Origin of the sequence: Brevundimonas sp. PWP3-1b1 (assembly GCF_049896065.1) — a bacterium.
GTDB lineage: Bacteria > Pseudomonadota > Alphaproteobacteria > Caulobacterales > Caulobacteraceae > Brevundimonas > Brevundimonas intermedia_B.
Genome location: NZ_JAFCTO010000001.1, coordinates 1,055,257 through 1,072,127 on the forward strand (window position 1 = coordinate 1,055,257; position 16,871 = coordinate 1,072,127).

Sequence of the window (16,871 nt, forward strand, 5' to 3'; positions counted from 1 at the left end):
GGGAGAACCAGCCTTGAACAATATCAGATACCGCCGCAGCCTGTTGGCGAGCACGATGATCGGCGGCGCCGCCCTGGTCATGGCCGCGTCCCCCTCGTTCGCACAGTCCGCTGACGATCAGGCGACCGAAGTGGGCGAAATCGTCGTCACCGGCTCGCGCATCGCGCGTCAGGACTATCGTTCGACCAGCCCGATCGTCACAGTCACCGCCCAGGACTTCCAGGCGACCGGTGCCGTCACCATCGACAGCCTGATCAACGACCTGCCTCAGTTCACGCCGTCGATCTCCTCCACCTCGAACAACCCGTCGAATGGTGGCCAGGCCAACATCAACCTGCGCAACCTGGGTTCCAACCGTACGCTGGTCCTGATGAACGGCCGTCGCGTCGTTCCGTCGAACTCGGACGGCTCGGTCGACGTCAACCTGATCCCGACTGCTCTGATCAAGAACATCGAAGTCATCTCCGGCGGCGCATCTGCTGCCTATGGTTCGGACGCTCTGGCCGGCGTCGCCAACTTCATCCTCGACGAAAACTTCTCGGGCGTTCAGGTAGACGCTCAGTACGGCGAAACCGACCGTAGCGACGGCAAAACCGAAAGCTACTCTGTCACCGTCGGCGGCAACTTCGACGACGACCGCGGCAACATGGTGCTGTCGCTGGGTCGCTCGACCCGTGATGTCATCTTCAACGCCGCTCGTGAGTTCTCCGCTATATCGGGTCCCTCGGGCACCTCGCCGCTGGGTTCGACGATCTTCGACGGCAACAACCTGCCCAGCCTGGCAGCAGTTCGCGCCTATTTCGGCAATGCGACCCTGTCCAACACTGGCGCCTTCGGCTTCAACGATGACAACTCGCTGTTTTCGTATACGGGCAAGCTGAACGTCAAGAATCCGGCTGGTGCTGGAAACGAATACACGGCTCCGGGCGCTGATTATACGTTCAACACCGGTCCGCTGAACTACTTGCAGTTGCCGCTTGAGCGCTACAACGTGTACGGCGGCGGTCGTTACAAGATCAACGACAACGCCGAAGTCTATGCGAATGCACTGTTCACACAGTACATCGCCGACACCGAACTGGCCGCCAGCCCGGCAGCGAGCGGCACCGGCTTCCGCGTTCCCGCGACCAACCCGTTCATCACTGCTGATCTGCGGGGCCTGCTGAACACGCGCGCCAACCCGAACGGCTCGTTCCTGCTCAACAAGCGTTTCACCTCGCTGGGCGGCCGTCACTCGACGGAAGAGTACAACATCTACCAAATCACGACGGGCGTCCGTGGTCAGGTTCCGCAAAGCAGCTGGACCTATGACGTCTACGGTTCGTATGGTCGCGTTTCGAACACGACCACGCAGACGGGCAACGTGTCGCGCTCTTCGGTTCAGCGCCTGCTGGACGCGGCGGATGGCGGCGCCAGCCTTTGCGCAGGCGGCTTCGATCCGTTCGGCGTGACGACCCTGTCGGCGGATTGCAACAGCTACATCGGTCGCTCGGCTCGTAACTCTACTGTTACGGAACAACGTGTCATCGAAGCCTCTCTGCAAGGCAAGGCTTTCGATCTGCCCGCCGGTGAGGTCCGCGTCGCTCTCGGTGCCCAGTATCGCCAGGATGACTTCGCATTCGGCGCCGACTCCTCGCTCGCACAACAGAACACTGTGACGCCCCACCTTGGCGCCAACGGCCTGCCGGATGGCGGCAATGTCGGCGGTTCGGAAATCGCGGGCTTCAACCCGACGCCGTCACTGACCGGCGGCACGAGCTCCAAGGAACTGTTCATCGAAGCCCTGGTGCCGCTGCTTTCGGACCTGCCCTTCGTCGAACAACTGGATCTGAACCTCGGCTATCGCTACGCCGACTACAGCACGGCCGGCGGTACCCAAGCCTACCGTGCGGAACTGGACTGGACCGTCGCCGGCGGCCTGCGCGCTCGTGGTGGTTACAGCCGCTCGGTTCGTGCGCCTTCGATCGGCGAGCTGTTTGCGACCGCCAGCACGGACTTCCCGAACATCGGCTCGCCTACGGCGGCCGGTACGGGCGGCGACCCTTGCGATATCCGCAGCAGCTTCCGACGCGGCTCCGACGCGGCCGCGGTGCGGGCGCTGTGCTTGGCTCAAGGCGTTTCGTCTCAGGCAATCGACCAGTACACCTATTCGAACAACCAAGTCGAAAGCCGCACGGGCGGTAACCCGAACCTGTTCGAAGAAACGTCGGACAGCTGGTCTGCCGGTCTGGTGTATCAGTCGCAGTTCGCTTCGCCCTGGCTTTCGGGCTTCTCGGCCTCGATCGACTACTACAATATCGAGATCACCGACGCGATCGGCTCCATCCAGGCGCCGGACTCGCTGGCGGGTTGCTTCAACGTGACGGGCGAAAACCCGACGTTTGACGCCTCCAACAGCTACTGCCAGCTGTTCCGCCGTGACCCGCTGTCGGGCAACATCGTCGGGGCCATCGAAAACCAAGCCAACCTCGGCATGGTCAAGACGTCCGGCATCGACTTCCAGGCTGACTGGGCGTTCAACATCGCCGACATCGGTGGTGGCGATTGGGGCCGCCTGAAGTTCAACACGGTCATCAGCTGGCTTGAGAACTATGAAGACAACGTCGTCGAAGGCGGCGTCTTCACGGATCGCACCGGCACGATCGACAGCTCGTTCGGAGAAACCTTCCCCGAATGGAAGGCTCTGAGCTCGGTGACTTGGGCCAGCGGTCCGTTCTCGGTCGGCGCACGCTGGCGCCGGGTGGGTGAAGTCACGGTGATCAACACCACCGAGGTTCTGCCTTCGATCGACTACTTCGACCTGAACGGTTCGTGGTCCGTCAACGACACGGTCGCCCTGCGCGCCGGCGTCAACAACCTGACCGACGAGCAGCCGAACGTCTTCGTTCCGGGCGTTCAAGCCAATACCGACCCGTCGACCTATGATGTGCTGGGTCGCCGCTACTACGTCGGTCTGACCGCCAAGTTCTAAGGCCGGTCAACGACACGAGACTGAGGCGGCGGAGCAACGCTCCGCCGCCTTTTTTCGTTTAAGCGCCGCCGTAGAAAAACCATTGGCGTGGCCGAGCGTTGATGATCGTCGCCCGTTCGCGGCGCTCCTGAAGGAAGATCATGCTCAAACTCCTCGTTCCCGGTATCTCGGCCTTGTCGCTGCTGGCCGCAGGCTCTGTGGTCGCACAGGCTCAAGACGGGCCCATCGTCACGGGCAACAGTTCGGCCGAGAGCGCAGACGCGCTAAAGACCCGCGAGGCCATCGCCTATGCGCGGCCGCTGCCGCGTGGGGCGCCCACCGCCGACTATCCGCTGGTGGCGTGGTGCGATGCGCTGGTGACGGGGCATGCCGATCTGGGCGACACGTTGACGACCAAGGCGCCCGAAGACGTGGAATTGGTTCGTCTGGGCCGTTTGGAAGCCCAGGATTTCCGCAGCGCCCTGGCCGTCGCAACGCCGCGTCAGTCGGCAGCCTCAAAGGCTGAGGCCGAACAGGCCATCGCCGGGGTCAAGGCCCAGTGGGCGACGCTCATGAGCAACCCCGACGCCGAAGCCCGCAGCCAGTCGTTCGGCCTGTTCTTCGGTCTGCCCGGCCGTTGCGAACATGCCGCGCGGCGTATCCGCAACAATGTCACGACACCGCCCGCCACGCTGGAGAGCGTCGGCATCAACTAGGCGGGATCGCGCGACCTATCTGACTAACGCGGCGGCTTGAGCTTTTGCTCAGGCCGCCGTTTCGCGTTTGGCGGCGTAGGGATCGTAGTTGAGTATGGGCGCAAGCCAGCGTTCGGCGGTCGCGACGTCCCAGCCCTTGCGACTTGCGTAATCCTCGACCTGGTCCAGATCGATCTTGCCGACGCCGAAATAATGGCTGCCCGGATGGCCGAAATAGAGGCCGGAGACCGAGGCGGGCGGCGTCATGGCATAGCTCTCGGTCAGTGCCATGCCGGCGTTGTTCTCGGCCTGGAGCAGGCGGAACAGGGTGGCCTTTTCCGTATGGTCGGGCTGGGCCGGATAGCCGGGGGCGGGGCGGATGCCCTGGTATTGTTCGGCGATCAGTGCATCGACGTCGGCTGTTTCGTCGGCGGCGTAACCCCACAGCTGGGTGCGGACTTCCTTGTGCAGGCGTTCGGCGAAAGCCTCGGCCAGGCGGTCGGCAAGCGAGGTCGCCAGGATGGATGAATAGTCGTCTCCGGCGTCCTTGAACCGTTTGGCGACTTCCAGTTCTCCGTGACCGGCGGTGACGGCGAAGGCGCCGATATAGTCGTCGCCGTCCTCGGCGACGAAGTCGGACAGGGCCAGGTTCGGCTTGCCGTTGGACTTCTTGATCTGCTGGCGCAGGGTGTGGAAGCGGGCGATCTCGGCGTCCCGGCTCTCGTCGGCATAGACTACGACGTCGTCGCCGACGGCGTGGGCGGGCCAGAAGCCGACGACGCCCTTGGCGGTGAACCACTTCTCGTCGATGATCCGCTTCAGCATGACCTTGGCGTCCTCGAACAGGTCGCGCGCGGCCTCGCCGACGATCTCGTCGTCCAAGATCAGCGGATAGCGGCCGATCAGCTCCCAACTGGCGAAGAAGGGGGTCCAGTCGATGTGTTCGGCGAGGTCCTGCAGGTCCCAGGCGTCGAAGGCCTTCACGCCGATGAACGACGGCTTGCCGGGCATGGGCTGGGTCGGGTCGATGCGGAACCGGTTCTCGCGGGCCTGGGCCAGAGTGGCGCGGGCCTTCACCTCCTGACCGCGGGCGTACTGCTCGCGGATGCGGATATATTCGTCGCGGGTGGCGGCCTCGTTCTTGGCCCGGTCGGTCTTGGACAGCAGGCCCGAGACCACGCCGACGGCGCGGCTGGCGTCGACGACATAGGTGGTCGAGCCCCGGCGATAGGCCGGCTCGATCTTGACCGCCGTATGGGTGCGGCTGGTGGTGGCGCCGCCGATCAGCAGGGGGATGTCGAAGCCGCGCCGTTCCATCTCGGCGCCGACGAAGACCATCTCGTCCAGCGACGGGGTGATCAGGCCCGACAGGCCGATGATGTCCGCCTTGTGCTCGACGGCGGCGTCCAGGATGCGGTCGGCCGGGACCATGACGCCCAGGTCGATGACCTCGTAGTTGTTACATTGCAGCACGACGCCGACGATGTTCTTGCCGATGTCGTGGACGTCGCCCTTGACTGTGGCCATCAGGATACGGCCCGCCTGTTCGCGTGGCTTGCCGGCCTTTTCGGCCTCCATGAAGGGCTCCAGCCAGGCGACGGCCTGTTTCATCACGCGGGCCGATTTCACCACCTGGGGCAGGAACATCTTGCCCGAGCCGAACAGGTCGCCGACCACGTTCATCCCGTCCATCAGCGGCCCTTCGATGACGTGCAGCGGGCGGTCGAATGACAGGCGGGCTTCTTCGGTGTCGGCGTCGATATATTCGGTGATGCCGTTGACCAGGGCGTGGGCGATGCGGGCGGCGACAGGCTGGTCGCGCCATTTCAGATCGACGACGCGGGCGACGCCCTTGTCGCCCTTGTAGTTGGGGGCGATGTCGACCAGCCGCTCGGTGTTGGAGACATTGGTCCGCTGCGGCCGGTTCAGGATCACGTCCTCGACCGCCTCGCGCAGGGTCGGGTCGATGTCGTCATAGACGGGCAGGTCGCCGGCGTTGACGATGCCCATGTCCATGCCCGCCTGGATGGCGTGGTACAGGAAGACGCTGTGGATCGCCCGGCGCACCGGCTCATTGCCGCGGAAGCTGAACGAGACGTTCGACACCCCGCCGCTGATACGGGCGTAGGGCAGGGTGGCCTTGATGACCTTCACCGCCTCGATGAAGTCGACGGCGTAGTTGTCGTGTTCCTCGATCCCCGTCGCCACGGCGAAGATATTGGGGTCGAAGATGATGTCCTCGGGCGGGAAGCCGACCTCGTTGACCAGGATGTTGTAGGCGCGGGTGCAGATCTCGATCTTGCGGGCGGCAGTGTCGGCCTGGCCCACCTCGTCGAAGGCCATGACCACGACGGCGGCGCCATAGCGTAGGCATTTGATCGCATGGTCGCGGAAGGCCTGCTCGCCCTCCTTCATGCTGATCGAGTTGACGATGGGCTTGCCCTGGACGCACTTCAGACCCGCCTCGATCACCTCCCATTTGGAACTGTCGATCATCACCGGCACACGGGCGATGTCGGGCTCGGCCGCGATCAGGTTGAGGAAGGTCCGCATGGCGACCACGCCGTCCAGCAGGCCCTCGTCCATGTTGATGTCGATGATCTGGGCGCCGGCCTCGACCTGTTGCCGGGCGACGTCCAGCGCAGCCGAATAGTCGCCCTCGACCACCAGTTTGCGGAATTTGGCCGAGCCGGTGACGTTGGTTCGTTCGCCGACGTTGATGAAGGTGGGGCGCATTACAGACTTCCGCTCATCCCCGCGAAAGCGGGGACCCAGTGCTTTTGGGAGGCACGGTGCATGGGATCGCGAGCGAAGACATCATGGTGATGGCTATCGCCCAAAGGACTAGGTCCCCGCTTTCGCGGGGATGAGCGGGGAGGGGAGTGTGTCACGCCACCATCTCGAACGGTTCCAGCCCCGATAGCCGCAAGGCCACCGGCCGTTCCGGGATCGCGCGGGGCTTCAGCGGCGCGACCTCTTCGGCGACGTGCTTGATGTGGTCCGGCGTGGTGCCGCAGCAGCCGCCGACGATGTTGACCAGGCCCGACGCCGCCCATTCCTCGATGAAGTGGGCCGTCTCGTGCGGTTCCTCGTCGTACTGGCCCATGGCGTTGGGCAGGCCGGCGTTGGGATAGGCGGCGACCAGGGTGTCGGCGACGCGGCTCAGTTCGGCAATGAAGGGCCGCATCAGGTCGGCGCCCAGGGCGCAGTTGAAGCCGACGGCAAAGGGTTTGGCGTGGCGCACGCTGTTCCAGAAGGCTTCCGCCGTCTGGCCCGACAGGGTGCGGCCCGAACGGTCGGTGATGGTGCCCGAAATCCAGATGGGCAGGCCGTCCATGCCCTCGTCCTCAAGGTCCTTGATGGCCTTGATTGCGGCCTTGCAGTTCAGCGTGTCGGTGATGGTTTCGATCAGATACAGATCGACGCCGCCCTCGTTCAGCGCCTTCACCTGATGGCGATAGGCCTCATAGACTTGGTCGAAGGTGACCAGCCGCGCGCCGGGGTCGTTCACGTCCGACGACATCGACAGCATTTTGTTCAGCGGACCGATGGAGCCGGCGGCGAAGCGCGGCTTGTGCGGCTCCTTCTCGGTCCAGCGGTCGGCTGCGGCCCGGGCCAGTTTGGCGCCTTCCAGATTGATGTCCCACACCGCCTGGGCGTCCAGGGCGTAGTCCTCCTGGGCGATGGTGGTGCCGGAGAAGGTGTTGGTCTCGGAGATGTCGGCGCCGGCGCCGAAATACTGGTCATGCAGGTCGGCAATGACATCGGGGCGGGTGATGCAGAGGATGTCGTTGTTCCCCTTCATCTGGTGCTTCTCGTCATAGCCGTTGGCGGCGACGAACCGGTCGGCGCGGAAGTCGGTTTCGGACAGGCCGCGCCGCTGGATCATCACGCCCCAGCTTCCGTCGAGGACCAGGATCCGTTCCTTGGCCGCCTGATGCAGGGCGGCGATGCGTTGGGCGCGGGTCATGCTTGAACTCCGTGGGACGGCAAGAACCCCTCCGTCACGGCGCAAGCGCGCCGCGCCACCTCCCCATCGCTGCGCGACAGGGAGGAGACTGATCGAGCCGCCTGTCTCCTCCCCATCAAAGATGGGGAGGGGGACCACGAAGTGGTGGAGGGGCTCTTCACGCCGTCACCGCCGTTTCACGCACGCCCAGCACGCGGCAGATCGCATAGACCAGATCGGCGCGGTTCAGGGTGTAGAAGTGGAAGTCGGAAAAGCCTTCTTCCTGCAGACGCGCGCAGGTCTCGGCGGCGACGGACGCGGCAAGCAGTTTGCGGGTCTCGGGATCGTCGTCCAGCCCGTCGAAATGGGCCTTCAGCCAGTCGGGGATGCTGGTCCCGCAGGCGCCGCACATGCGCGTCAGACCGGCGAAGTTGGACACGGGCATGACGCCGGGGATCAGGGGAATGGTCACGCCCGCCGCCCGCACCCGATCGCGGAAGCGCAGGAAGGCGTCGATGTCGAAGAAGAACTGGCTGACCGCGCGGGTCGCGCCGGCATCGACCTTGGCCTTCAGCACCTCGATGTCGTGGTCGATGGAGGGGCTTTCGGGGTGGCGTTCGGGATAGGCGCCAACCGTGACGTCGAACCCGCCCACGCGGTTGATGGCGGCGGTCAGTTCGGTGGCGTTGGCGTAGCCGTCGGCGCGGGGTTGATAGACGCCGCCGATGCCGGACCCGCCAGGCGGGTCGCCGCGCAGGGCGACGATGTGATCGACGCCGATGGTCTTGTAGCCGGCGATGACTTCATCCACCTCGTCGCGGCTGGCCTCGACGCAGGTCAGGTGGGCGGCGGGGCGTAAGCTGGTCTCGGCGATGATCCGCTGGACCGTGCGGTGGGTCCGCTCGCGGGTCGAGCCGCCGGCGCCATAGGTCACCGAGACGAAGGCGGGGTTCAGCGGCTCCAGCCGGCGGATCGCCTTCCACAGATTAGCTTCGGCCTCGTCGGTCTTGGGCGGGAAGAACTCGAACGAGACGCGCACGTCGTCGCGGTTGGACCCGGCGCGAGCGACAGGGCCCAGGGGCGACAGCAACAGGGCGCGAGCGTCAGCTAAGGAGGCCATCAGGCGGTCTTTCTGTCCTGGACGCGGCGTTCCGCCGTCCAGATGGTCACGGTCAGGCCCTCGGCGTCGTGCGGCAGGGCGATGGGGGTAGACGGCGTCAGGCCGCCGTCCAGCAGCCAGCCGTTGATCTCGCTGTCGGCGAAACCCAGGCGGCGATGCTGGTGCGCCTCACGCATATGTTCGAAGTCGTGGGGGGCGAAATCGATGATGACCAGGCGGCCGTTCGAACTGACCAGGCGAGCGGCCTCGGCGACGGCGGCGGACGGGTCGGACAGGTAGTGCAGAACCTGGTGCACGATCACCAGATCGGCGCTGGCGGCGGGCAGTCGGGTGGCGAAGATGTCGCCATGACGCAGCTCGACCTTGTCCAGCCCGGCCTTGGTGACATTGGTGCGGGCGATGTTCAGCATGTTCTGGCTGAGATCCAGCCCGACCGACATCTTGGCCTTCTTGCCGAACAGGGTCAGCATCCGACCCGAGCCGGTGCCCAGATCGACGACGCGTTCGAACGGACCGGGACCGACGGCCTTTTCCAGGGCGGCTTCGACGGCGGTCTCGCTGACATAGAGCGAGCGCAGGCGATCCCACTGGGGCGCGATCTGTTCGAAATAGGTGACGGCGGCTTCCTCGCGATCCCTGCGAACCTCGTCGAGGCGGCGGTGATCGGCCTCGCCGGCATCGTCGGCCAGGATGTCCAGCACGGTGTCGATCAGGCGGCGGGCCTGGGCGTCGTGCGACAGGCGGTAATAGACGCGGGCGCCATCTGGGAACCGTTCGATCAGGCCGGCGTCGGTCATCAGCTTCAGATGACGCGACACGCGAGGCTGGCTCTGGTCCAGAATACGCGACATCTCCATGACCGAAAGCTCCTCGCCGGCCAGCAGCGACAGGATGCGCAGGCGGGTGGGTTCTCCGGCCGCGCGCAGGGCTTCGACAGTCTGATCGGCGGACAGGCTCATGTACTCATATAAAGATATCCTTATATGATTTGGCAAGTGAAATCGGTTCCTTGGCGAGGCCGCGACGGGAATAGTTCGTGCGTGCGTTCAAGGGTTCACAGCCCTTTTGGAGCAGTCCCATGCGTCGCTTGTTGATCACCGCCTTCGCTCTCGCCGCCGCCGGTCCGGCGTTGGCTCAGAGCGACTTCCCTGAACCGCCGACGCCGCAGATGTCGGGTCCGCCCATGGGGGGACAGATGGGCGGGATGCGGCCGCCGGAACGCGAGAACCTGGCGCAGATGCAGGCGCGGATGACCCAGATGTTCGACCGGCTGGACGCCAATGATGACGATCTGGTCGATGCAAACGAACTGGCCAATGCGCGTGGCGGTCGGATGCTGACGCGGATGGATGCGGACGCGGACGGTCGGGTGACGCGCGACGAGTTCAACATCGGCGTCGACGCCCAGTTCAAGGCGCTGGACAAGAACGGCGACGGCGTCGTGACGGCGGACGAGCGGCCGCAGCGTCTACGCTGAGGTCAGGCCACGGGCGTCTTCAGCGGTTCGCTCGCGAAATGCGCCTGAAGGTTCTGCATCAACAACATCAGCATGCCCTGCACCCCGGCGGTCGTGGCTCCGGCGGTGTGGGGCGTCAGGACGATGTTGGGCACATCGGCCCAACGGTTCGGGTCGGTCGGCTCCTCGACGAAGACATCCAGCGCAGCCTGGCCCAGGCTTCCTGATTTCAGGGCGGCGATCAGGGCGTCTTCGTCCACGACCTGGCCGCGCGAGACATTGACCAGCAGGCCGTCGGGGCCAAGCGCGTCGAGAATCTCGCGCGAGATCAGGCCCCGATTGGTTTCGTCCGCCTTGCAGGCGACGACCAGGATGTCGCTGGCCTTGGCCATGGCGAGCAGGCTGTCGGCGCGAGGCCATTCGGCGTCGTGCGGGCGCGGCCCCCACCAACTGACAGCCATGCGAAAGGCCTCGGCGCGGTCGGCGACGGCCTTGCCGATATGGCCCAGGCCGACGATGCCCAGCTTCTGGCCGCCGAGGGAGGCGGTGATGGTGCGGGTCTCGGCGGTCCAATCGCCGGCGCGGACCTGGCGGTCGCCGGAGGCGATCTGGCGACGGGCGGCCAGGATCAGGCCGAGGGCATGGTCGGCGACATCCTCGTGATTGACGCCGGGGGCGTGGGTGACGGGCAGGCCGCGTTCGCGGCACCAGTCCACGTCGATGCCGTCATAGCCCGAGGTGAAACAGGCGATCAGGTCGAGGTTGGGCAGGCGTTCGATCAGCGCCTTGTCCAGTGCAGCCTCGCCAGCGACGACCATGACGCGGATGTCGTGGGCGGCCTCGATCGGCGGACCTTCCCAAAAGCGATAGACGTCGTAGGCGCTCTCAAGAAACCCGGAGAGGGGGGCGAGATGCCGCTGCATGATAAGAACGGCGGGGCGTTGGGTCATGCAGCGGCTCCTCTTTTCAGGTCAGGCGATCAGCGCCCGAACTTCTGGTGCTGGATGCGTTTGGGGATGATGCTGTCGGCGCCCAGGCGGCGCATCTTGTCCTGTTCGTAGGCCTCGAAGTTGCCCTCGAACCATTCCACGTGGCCGTCGCCTTCGAAGGCGAGGATGTGAGTGGCCAGGCGGTCAAGGAACCAGCGGTCGTGGGAGATGACCACTGCGCAGCCCGCGAACCCTTCAAGAGCCTCTTCGAGGTTCTGCAAGGTTTCAATGTCGAGGTCGTTGGTCGGTTCATCGAGCAGGATCAGGTTGCCGCCCGAAGCCAGGGTCTTTGCCAGGTGGACGCGGTTGCGCTCACCGCCGGACAGTTGGCCGACCTTCTTCTGCTGGTCGCCGCCCTTGAAGTTGAAGCTGCCGACATAGGCGCGAGTGTTGATCTCGCGCTTGCCGACCATCATCACTTCGGTGCCGCCCGAAATGGCCTGCCAGATGGTCTCATCCGGCTTCAGATCGTCGCGCGACTGGTCGACATAGGCCAGCTTGACCGTTTCGCCGACCTTTACGGTGCCGCCGTCAGGGGTTTCCTGGCCGGTGATCAGCTTGAACATGGTCGACTTGCCGGCGCCGTTGGGGCCGATGACGCCGACGATGCCGTTGGGCGGCAGTTTGAAGGTCAGGTCGTCGAACAGGGTCTTGTCGCCATAGGACTTCTTCAGTCCCTCGACTTCCAGCACGACATTGCCCAGGCGCGGGCCAGGCGGGATCTGGATGTGAGCGTGGGTCTGGGCGCCGCGCATCGATTCCTGCTCGTCGACCATCCGCTCGTAGGCGGCCAGACGGGCCTTGGACTTGGCCTGACGGGCCTTGGCGCCGGAGCGCACCCAGTCCAGTTCGCGGCTGAGGGCGCGCTGGCGGGCTTCGGATTCCGAGTTTTCCTGAATGACGCGCTTGGTCTTGGCTTCCAGCCACGAAGAGTAGTTGCCCTCGTGCGGGTGGCCCTTGCCGCGGTCCAGTTCCAGCGTCCACTTGGTGACGAGATCCAGGAAGTAACGGTCGTGGGTCACCAGGATGACGCAGCCGGGGAAGTTTTCCAGGTGATGCTGCAGCCAGGCGACGGATTCGGCGTCCAGGTGGTTGGTCGGTTCGTCGAGCAGCAGCATGTCGGGCTTGGACAGCAGCAGGCGGGCCAGGGCCACGCGGCGCTTTTCACCGCCAGAAAGGTTGGCCGTTTCCCAATCGTCGGGCGGGCAGCGCAGGGCGCCCATGGCCATTTCGATGCGGCTGTCGATGTCCCAGACATCCCCGGCGTCGATCTTCTCCTGGAGGGCGGTCATCTCCTCCATCAGCTCGTCGGTGTAGTTCTCGGCCATTTCGGTGGCGATGGCGTTGAAGCGGTTGACCCACTGCTTCTCTTCACACCAAGCCTCGACGTTCTCGCGAACGTTCAGGCTGTCGTCGAGCTTGGGCTCTTGTTCGAGGTAGCCGCGCTTGATGCCGTCGGCGGCGCGGGCCTCGCCTGTGAACTCGGTGTCTAGGCCGGCCATGATCTTCAGCAGGGTGGATTTACCCGAGCCGTTGACGCCCACAACGCCGATCTTGGCGTCGTTGTAGAAGCTGAGCCAGATGTTCTCGAAGATCTTGCGGCCGCCGGGGAAGGTCTTGGTCAGACCCTGCATCTGGAAAATATATTGCTGCGCCATGAGGTGCGGTTTCGCCCTTCGGGTTCGTCTAACGGGGAGGATGGCGCGGATGTAGCGATCCTCGGGCGAGAGAGCAAATAAGGCGACGGGCAGGCGAGTTTTTTCCTACGGGCTTTTACTGTCGGATTACCCCCAAGGAAGGCGCCCTCAGAGTCGGGTGAACGCCTTGCCGTTCGTGTCGAACAGGTGCGCCTGTCGGGCGGGGACCTGCAGCGTCAATCGCTCGCCGGCCTTGGCCCGGAGTTCGCCCGCCAACTGAACCGTCAGCGTGTCTTGCGACGCCGGATGTTTCAGGTGCGCCATGGTCGTCGCGCCCAGGGTTTCCACGAACATGACCTCGGCGTTCAGCACATCGCCGTCGCCGGTCGTGGTCAGGTGTTCGGGGCGGATGCCCAGGGTCACGACCTCGCCGGGCTTGGCGGTCGCGGCGTTCACGGCGACGTGGATCGTCTCGCCGGCGGTGGTCTTCACCGTCGCACCGGTCGCCGAGGCCTCGACGATTTCGGCGCTCAGCAGGTTCATCTTCGGACTGCCGATGAAGCCGGCGACGAACAGGTTGGCGGGGTGGTCGTACAGGTCCATCGGGGCCCCGACCTGTTCGATGCGCCCGCCGTTCAGCACCACGATCCGGTCGGCCAGGGTCATGGCCTCGACCTGGTCGTGGGTGACGTAGATCATGGTGGTCTTCAGTTCGGCGTGCAGCCGCGCGAACTCGTATCGCATCCGCACCCGCAAGGCGGCGTCCAGGTTGGACAGGGGCTCGTCGAACAGGAAGACCTCGGGCTCGCGCACGATGGCGCGGCCGATGGCGACTCGCTGGCGCTGGCCGCCCGACATGGCCTTGGGCTTGCGGTCCAGATAGTCGGTGATGCTCAGCGCCTCGGCGGCGGCGCGGACGCGGCGGTCGATCTCGCCCTTGTCCGTCTTGGCCAGCTTCAGGCCGAAGGCCATGTTTTCATAGGCCGTCATGTGCGGGTAAAGCGCATAGGACTGGAACACCATGGCGATGCCCCGGTCCGACGGCGACAGGTCGTTGACCACGCGGTCGCCGATGGAGACCTGGCCCATCGTCGCCTCTTCCAGACCGGCGATGGTGCGCAGCAGGGTGGACTTGCCGCAGCCTGAAGGGCCGACGAAGACGATGAACTCGCCGTCGGCGATCTCCAGATCGACGCCCTTCAGCACCTCGACGGCGCCGAACGCCTTCTTCACGTCGACCAGACGGACGTTCGCCATGCTTCCTGCTTCCCTTGCCCGTTTTCTTGGCCCGTTCTTTGGGCCGTTTCCGTTTTGCCGCACCGTAACCGGTTACATCGCCGGATCAATGGCGCGATAGGTCTCAGCCGCAGTCGAATTTGCAAAACTGCAAAATTGATCTTTCGCAAATCCTTGGTGCTGGCTAGAAGCCCGCCACTGATCGCGGGGAGCACGAGATGACGCAGCGCAGATTTCTGATGGCGACGGCTTCGGTCGCGTGGCTGGCGGCCTCGGCTGTCCAGGCGCAGGAGGCGTCTCAGGTCGAGGACATCGTCGTTACCGGCTCGCGGATCCCGGGCGGGGACCGGATCGCGCCGGTCGAGACGGTGGGACGCGAGACCATCGCCGCCGCCGGAGTCGCCGACGCGTCACAACTGGTCCGCCTGGTCGCCGCCAACTCGGGCTCGGAAGCCCAGGTCGATCAACTGAACCAGCCGCAGAGTTCGGGCACGGCCCAGTTCAACCTGCGCAACCTGGGCCTGGGTTCGACCCTGGTGCTGGTCGACGGCCAGCGCTGGACCAACAGCGCGGTGGTGGCGGTCGATGGCTCGGCCTTCGTCGATATCAACTCGCTCGTGCCGATGATCGCGCTTCAGCGGGTCGAGGTGGTCAAGGACGGCGCCTCGGCCGTCTATGGTTCGGATGCGGTGGCGGGCGTGGTCAACTTCATCACGCGTCGCGATGTGACCCGGCCCGAGGTCAGCGCCAAATACGCCGTCGCCGACGGGTCGGAAGAGAGCGTGATCGAGGCTGTCGGCGGTTTGAAGCTACTTGGCGGCGACCTGACGCTGGCGGCCTCGCACTTCCATCGGTCGGCCCTGGGATCGGACGAGCGGGACTTCACCCAGGCCGAACGCTATGGCCGCGCTGCCTGGACCGCCGTGACCAGCTATGGCCAGCCGGGATCCTATTTCCGCCCCAGCCGCAACGGGTTCTCGCCCGATCCGTCGTGCGGCGATCCGGCGTTCTCCAGCGCCTATCTGAACTCGCCGACGGATTCGTTTTGCCGGCTGGACTATTCCGACTTCTTCGACCTGACGCCGGAAGAGACGCGGACGCAAGCGTTCGCGGACTATCGTCGGCCGGTGGGCGACATGACCCTGTCGTTGCAGGCGGCGTGGTCGGCGACGAACACCATCGCGCGCCAGTCGCCGTCGCTGCCGATCCTGGCGCGGTCGCTGACGGTTCCGGCGTCGCATCCCGACAATCCGTTCGGCGAGGCGGTCCTGTTCCGGGGGCGTCTGCTGGGCGCGGAGGCGGGGGCGTCGCAGGCCGAGTTCGACTATCGGACCTGGCGCATCGCCGGCGGTCTGGACGGGCGCTTTTCCAACGGCTGGACCTGGAACCTGAGCGCGACCAGCAGCCGTCAGCACGTCGTCTACGACAAGCCCGACACCATCGGCAGCGCCTTGCAGAACGCCCTGAACGGCCTGGGCGGAGCGGGCTGCAACCCGGCGACCGGCGCGCCCGGCGTCGGCGCCTGTCAGTATTTCAACCCGTTCGGCAGCGCCTATCTGGGGACGGGCACGGCGAACAGCTGGGCGTTGATCGACAGTTTGATCGGTTCGACCGGCCTGCGGGGCGCCTCGACACTGACGACCGCAGACGCCTCGACCAGCGGCGAGGCCTATGCCTGGGCGGGCGGGTCGGTCGATGTCGCGGTCGGCGCGCAGTATCGCCGCAGCGCCTTCCGCCACGACTGGAGCGATCTGGTCAATGCGGGCGACTTGCTGACGGCGGGCGTGTCGCCCGACTTCGAAGGCGATCAGGAGGCGCTGGCCGCCTTCGCCGAGGCGCGGCTCCATCTGGGCGACCGGATCGAGGCGCAACTGGCCGGGCGCTACGAGTCCTACGACGGCGACGAGGGCCGGTTCAGCCCCAAGGCCGCCATCCGCTGGGACGTCAGCGACGCCCTGGCCCTGCGAGCGTCCTGGGGGCAGGGGTTCCGCGCCCCGTCTGTCTATGCGCAGGCTGGCGCCCAGGCGTCGCAGCCGTCGGTGTTCGACCGAGGCGCCTTCGTCTTCGTCAACACCCTGACCTCGGGTCGGGCCGACCTGAAGCCCGAGAAGTCCGAGAGCCTCAGCCTGGGCGCGTTGTGGAAACCCATCGATGGGCTGGAGTTGGGCCTGGACGCCTGGCGGTTCGACTATACGGACCAGGTGATCAAGGAATCGGCGCAGGCCATCATCGATCAGGCGGCGGCGGACACGGCCGGGGGCCTGACCGGCACCGATGCGCAGGGCCGCATCACCCGCTCGCCCAGCGGCGCCCTGACCTTCGTCCAGCTCTATTTCGTCAACGCCTCATCCATCGAGACGCAAGGGATCGACCTGTCGGCCCGCTATCGCCACGGCCTGTGGCGCGGGGAGGCGTCGGCCGCTGCGACCTGGACCTACGTGGACGCCTACGACATCCGGCTGAACGCCTCGGCGGCCCAGGTGTCGGGCGTCGGCTCGACCAATCTGAACAACATCGGCCGGTCATTGCCGCGCAATCGCGGGGAGTTCTCGCTGGGCTGGAGCGGCGGCGCCCACGCCATGACGGCCTTGGTCCACTATACCGACGCCTACGCCAACGACCGCAGCGGGATCACGGACGCCAGCATCGCCAGCCAGACGACGGTCGATCTGCTCTACAGCCGCACCATAGGCGCCGATCTGGATCTGGCGGTTGGGGTGGTCAATGTCGCCGACAAGGCGCCGCCGTTGGCCCAGTTCGCCCTGGGTTACGACCCGGTCGTGGCCGATCCGCGCGGTCGTGTGTTCAGCTTCGGCCTGACGAAACGGTTCTGATCGGA

General features: G+C 65.5%; 11 protein-coding genes. 4 read left to right on the forward strand and 7 right to left on the reverse strand.

Translation table 11 applies throughout. The features are described 5' to 3' along the window. The first annotated feature begins 13 nt into the window (after positions 1-13). Together ACP69V_RS05170 and ACP69V_RS05175 are read left to right on the forward strand one after the other, a co-directional pair. Positions 14-2,971 (forward strand): TonB-dependent receptor domain-containing protein, encoded by a 2,958-nt coding sequence (locus tag ACP69V_RS05170; protein WP_426022932.1) that lies wholly within the window; start codon positions 14-16, stop codon positions 2,969-2,971. Positions 2,972-3,111: 140 nt separating this feature from the next. Next, entirely contained in the window at positions 3,112-3,666 is a 555-nt protein-coding gene (locus ACP69V_RS05175; protein ID WP_426022933.1) for a hypothetical protein, read from the forward strand. Positions 3,667-3,714: 48 nt separating this feature from the next. Here the strand turns inward: ACP69V_RS05175 and metH are convergent, their stop codons facing one another. The 4 genes from metH to ACP69V_RS05195 all read right to left on the reverse strand — a co-directional run bounded on the left by metH (position 3,715) and on the right by ACP69V_RS05195 (position 9,673). Continuing rightward, on the reverse strand, positions 3,715-6,381 hold the full coding sequence (metH, locus tag ACP69V_RS05180) for a methionine synthase (protein WP_426022934.1): 2,667 nt from the start codon (positions 6,379-6,381) through the stop codon (positions 3,715-3,717). Between the two features lie 151 nt (positions 6,382-6,532). Next, complete coding sequence (locus tag ACP69V_RS05185) at positions 6,533-7,615, reverse strand: homocysteine S-methyltransferase family protein (RefSeq protein WP_426022935.1); 1,083 nt, start codon at positions 7,613-7,615, stop codon at positions 6,533-6,535. Positions 7,616-7,772: 157 nt separating this feature from the next. Then, positions 7,773-8,714: a methylenetetrahydrofolate reductase [NAD(P)H] gene (metF, locus tag ACP69V_RS05190; protein ID WP_426022936.1), complete on the reverse strand. Its 942-nt coding sequence runs from the start codon at positions 8,712-8,714 to the stop codon at positions 7,773-7,775. Then, a complete protein-coding gene (locus ACP69V_RS05195; RefSeq protein WP_426022937.1) occupies positions 8,714-9,673 on the reverse strand; it encodes an ArsR/SmtB family transcription factor in 960 nt (319 codons plus the stop codon). Before ACP69V_RS05195 ends, metF begins: the two co-directional genes overlap by 1 nt. A 119-nt stretch (positions 9,674-9,792) precedes the next feature. Between ACP69V_RS05195 and ACP69V_RS05200 the strand changes: the two genes are divergently transcribed. After that, a complete protein-coding gene (locus ACP69V_RS05200) occupies positions 9,793-10,191 on the forward strand; it encodes a hypothetical protein (protein WP_426022938.1) in 399 nt (132 codons plus the stop codon). A 2-nt stretch (positions 10,192-10,193) separates the two neighbouring features. On the opposite strand, the gene ACP69V_RS05205 is transcribed toward ACP69V_RS05200, so the two are convergent. The 3 genes from ACP69V_RS05205 to ACP69V_RS05215 all read right to left on the reverse strand — a co-directional run bounded on the left by ACP69V_RS05205 (position 10,194) and on the right by ACP69V_RS05215 (position 14,053). After that, positions 10,194-11,120 (reverse strand): 2-hydroxyacid dehydrogenase, encoded by a 927-nt coding sequence (locus ACP69V_RS05205; RefSeq protein WP_426022939.1) that lies wholly within the window; start codon positions 11,118-11,120, stop codon positions 10,194-10,196. Positions 11,121-11,149: 29 nt separating this feature from the next. After that, on the reverse strand, positions 11,150-12,817 hold the full coding sequence (gene ettA / locus ACP69V_RS05210; protein ID WP_426022940.1) for an energy-dependent translational throttle protein EttA: 1,668 nt from the start codon (positions 12,815-12,817) through the stop codon (positions 11,150-11,152). A gap of 147 nt (positions 12,818-12,964) precedes the next feature. Then, on the reverse strand, positions 12,965-14,053 hold the full coding sequence (locus tag ACP69V_RS05215; RefSeq protein WP_426022941.1) for an ABC transporter ATP-binding protein: 1,089 nt from the start codon (positions 14,051-14,053) through the stop codon (positions 12,965-12,967). Between the two features lie 197 nt (positions 14,054-14,250). Here ACP69V_RS05215 and ACP69V_RS05220 point away from each other — a divergent pair, with 197 nt between their 5' ends. Beyond that, positions 14,251-16,866: a TonB-dependent receptor domain-containing protein gene (locus ACP69V_RS05220; protein WP_426022942.1), complete on the forward strand. Its 2,616-nt coding sequence runs from the start codon at positions 14,251-14,253 to the stop codon at positions 16,864-16,866. Positions 16,867-16,871 lie beyond the last annotated feature (5 nt).

Coding starts and splice junctions, on each gene's coding strand:
- ettA (WP_426022940.1), bottom strand. CDS start 12,817: ATGGCGCAGCAATATATTTTCCAGATGCAGGGTCTGACCAAGACCTTC.
- ACP69V_RS05215 (WP_426022941.1), bottom strand. CDS start 14,053: ATGGCGAACGTCCGTCTGGTCGACGTGAAGAAGGCGTTCGGCGCCGTC.
- ACP69V_RS05175 (WP_426022933.1), top strand. CDS start 3,112: ATGCTCAAACTCCTCGTTCCCGGTATCTCGGCCTTGTCGCTGCTGGCC.
- ACP69V_RS05195 (WP_426022937.1), bottom strand. CDS start 9,673: ATGAGCCTGTCCGCCGATCAGACTGTCGAAGCCCTGCGCGCGGCCGGA.
- ACP69V_RS05220 (WP_426022942.1), top strand. CDS start 14,251: ATGACGCAGCGCAGATTTCTGATGGCGACGGCTTCGGTCGCGTGGCTG.
- ACP69V_RS05200 (WP_426022938.1), top strand. CDS start 9,793: ATGCGTCGCTTGTTGATCACCGCCTTCGCTCTCGCCGCCGCCGGTCCG.
- metH (WP_426022934.1), bottom strand. CDS start 6,381: ATGCGCCCCACCTTCATCAACGTCGGCGAACGAACCAACGTCACCGGC.
- metF (WP_426022936.1), bottom strand. CDS start 8,714: ATGGCCTCCTTAGCTGACGCTCGCGCCCTGTTGCTGTCGCCCCTGGGC.
- ACP69V_RS05205 (WP_426022939.1), bottom strand. CDS start 11,120: ATGACCCAACGCCCCGCCGTTCTTATCATGCAGCGGCATCTCGCCCCC.
- ACP69V_RS05185 (WP_426022935.1), bottom strand. CDS start 7,615: ATGACCCGCGCCCAACGCATCGCCGCCCTGCATCAGGCGGCCAAGGAA.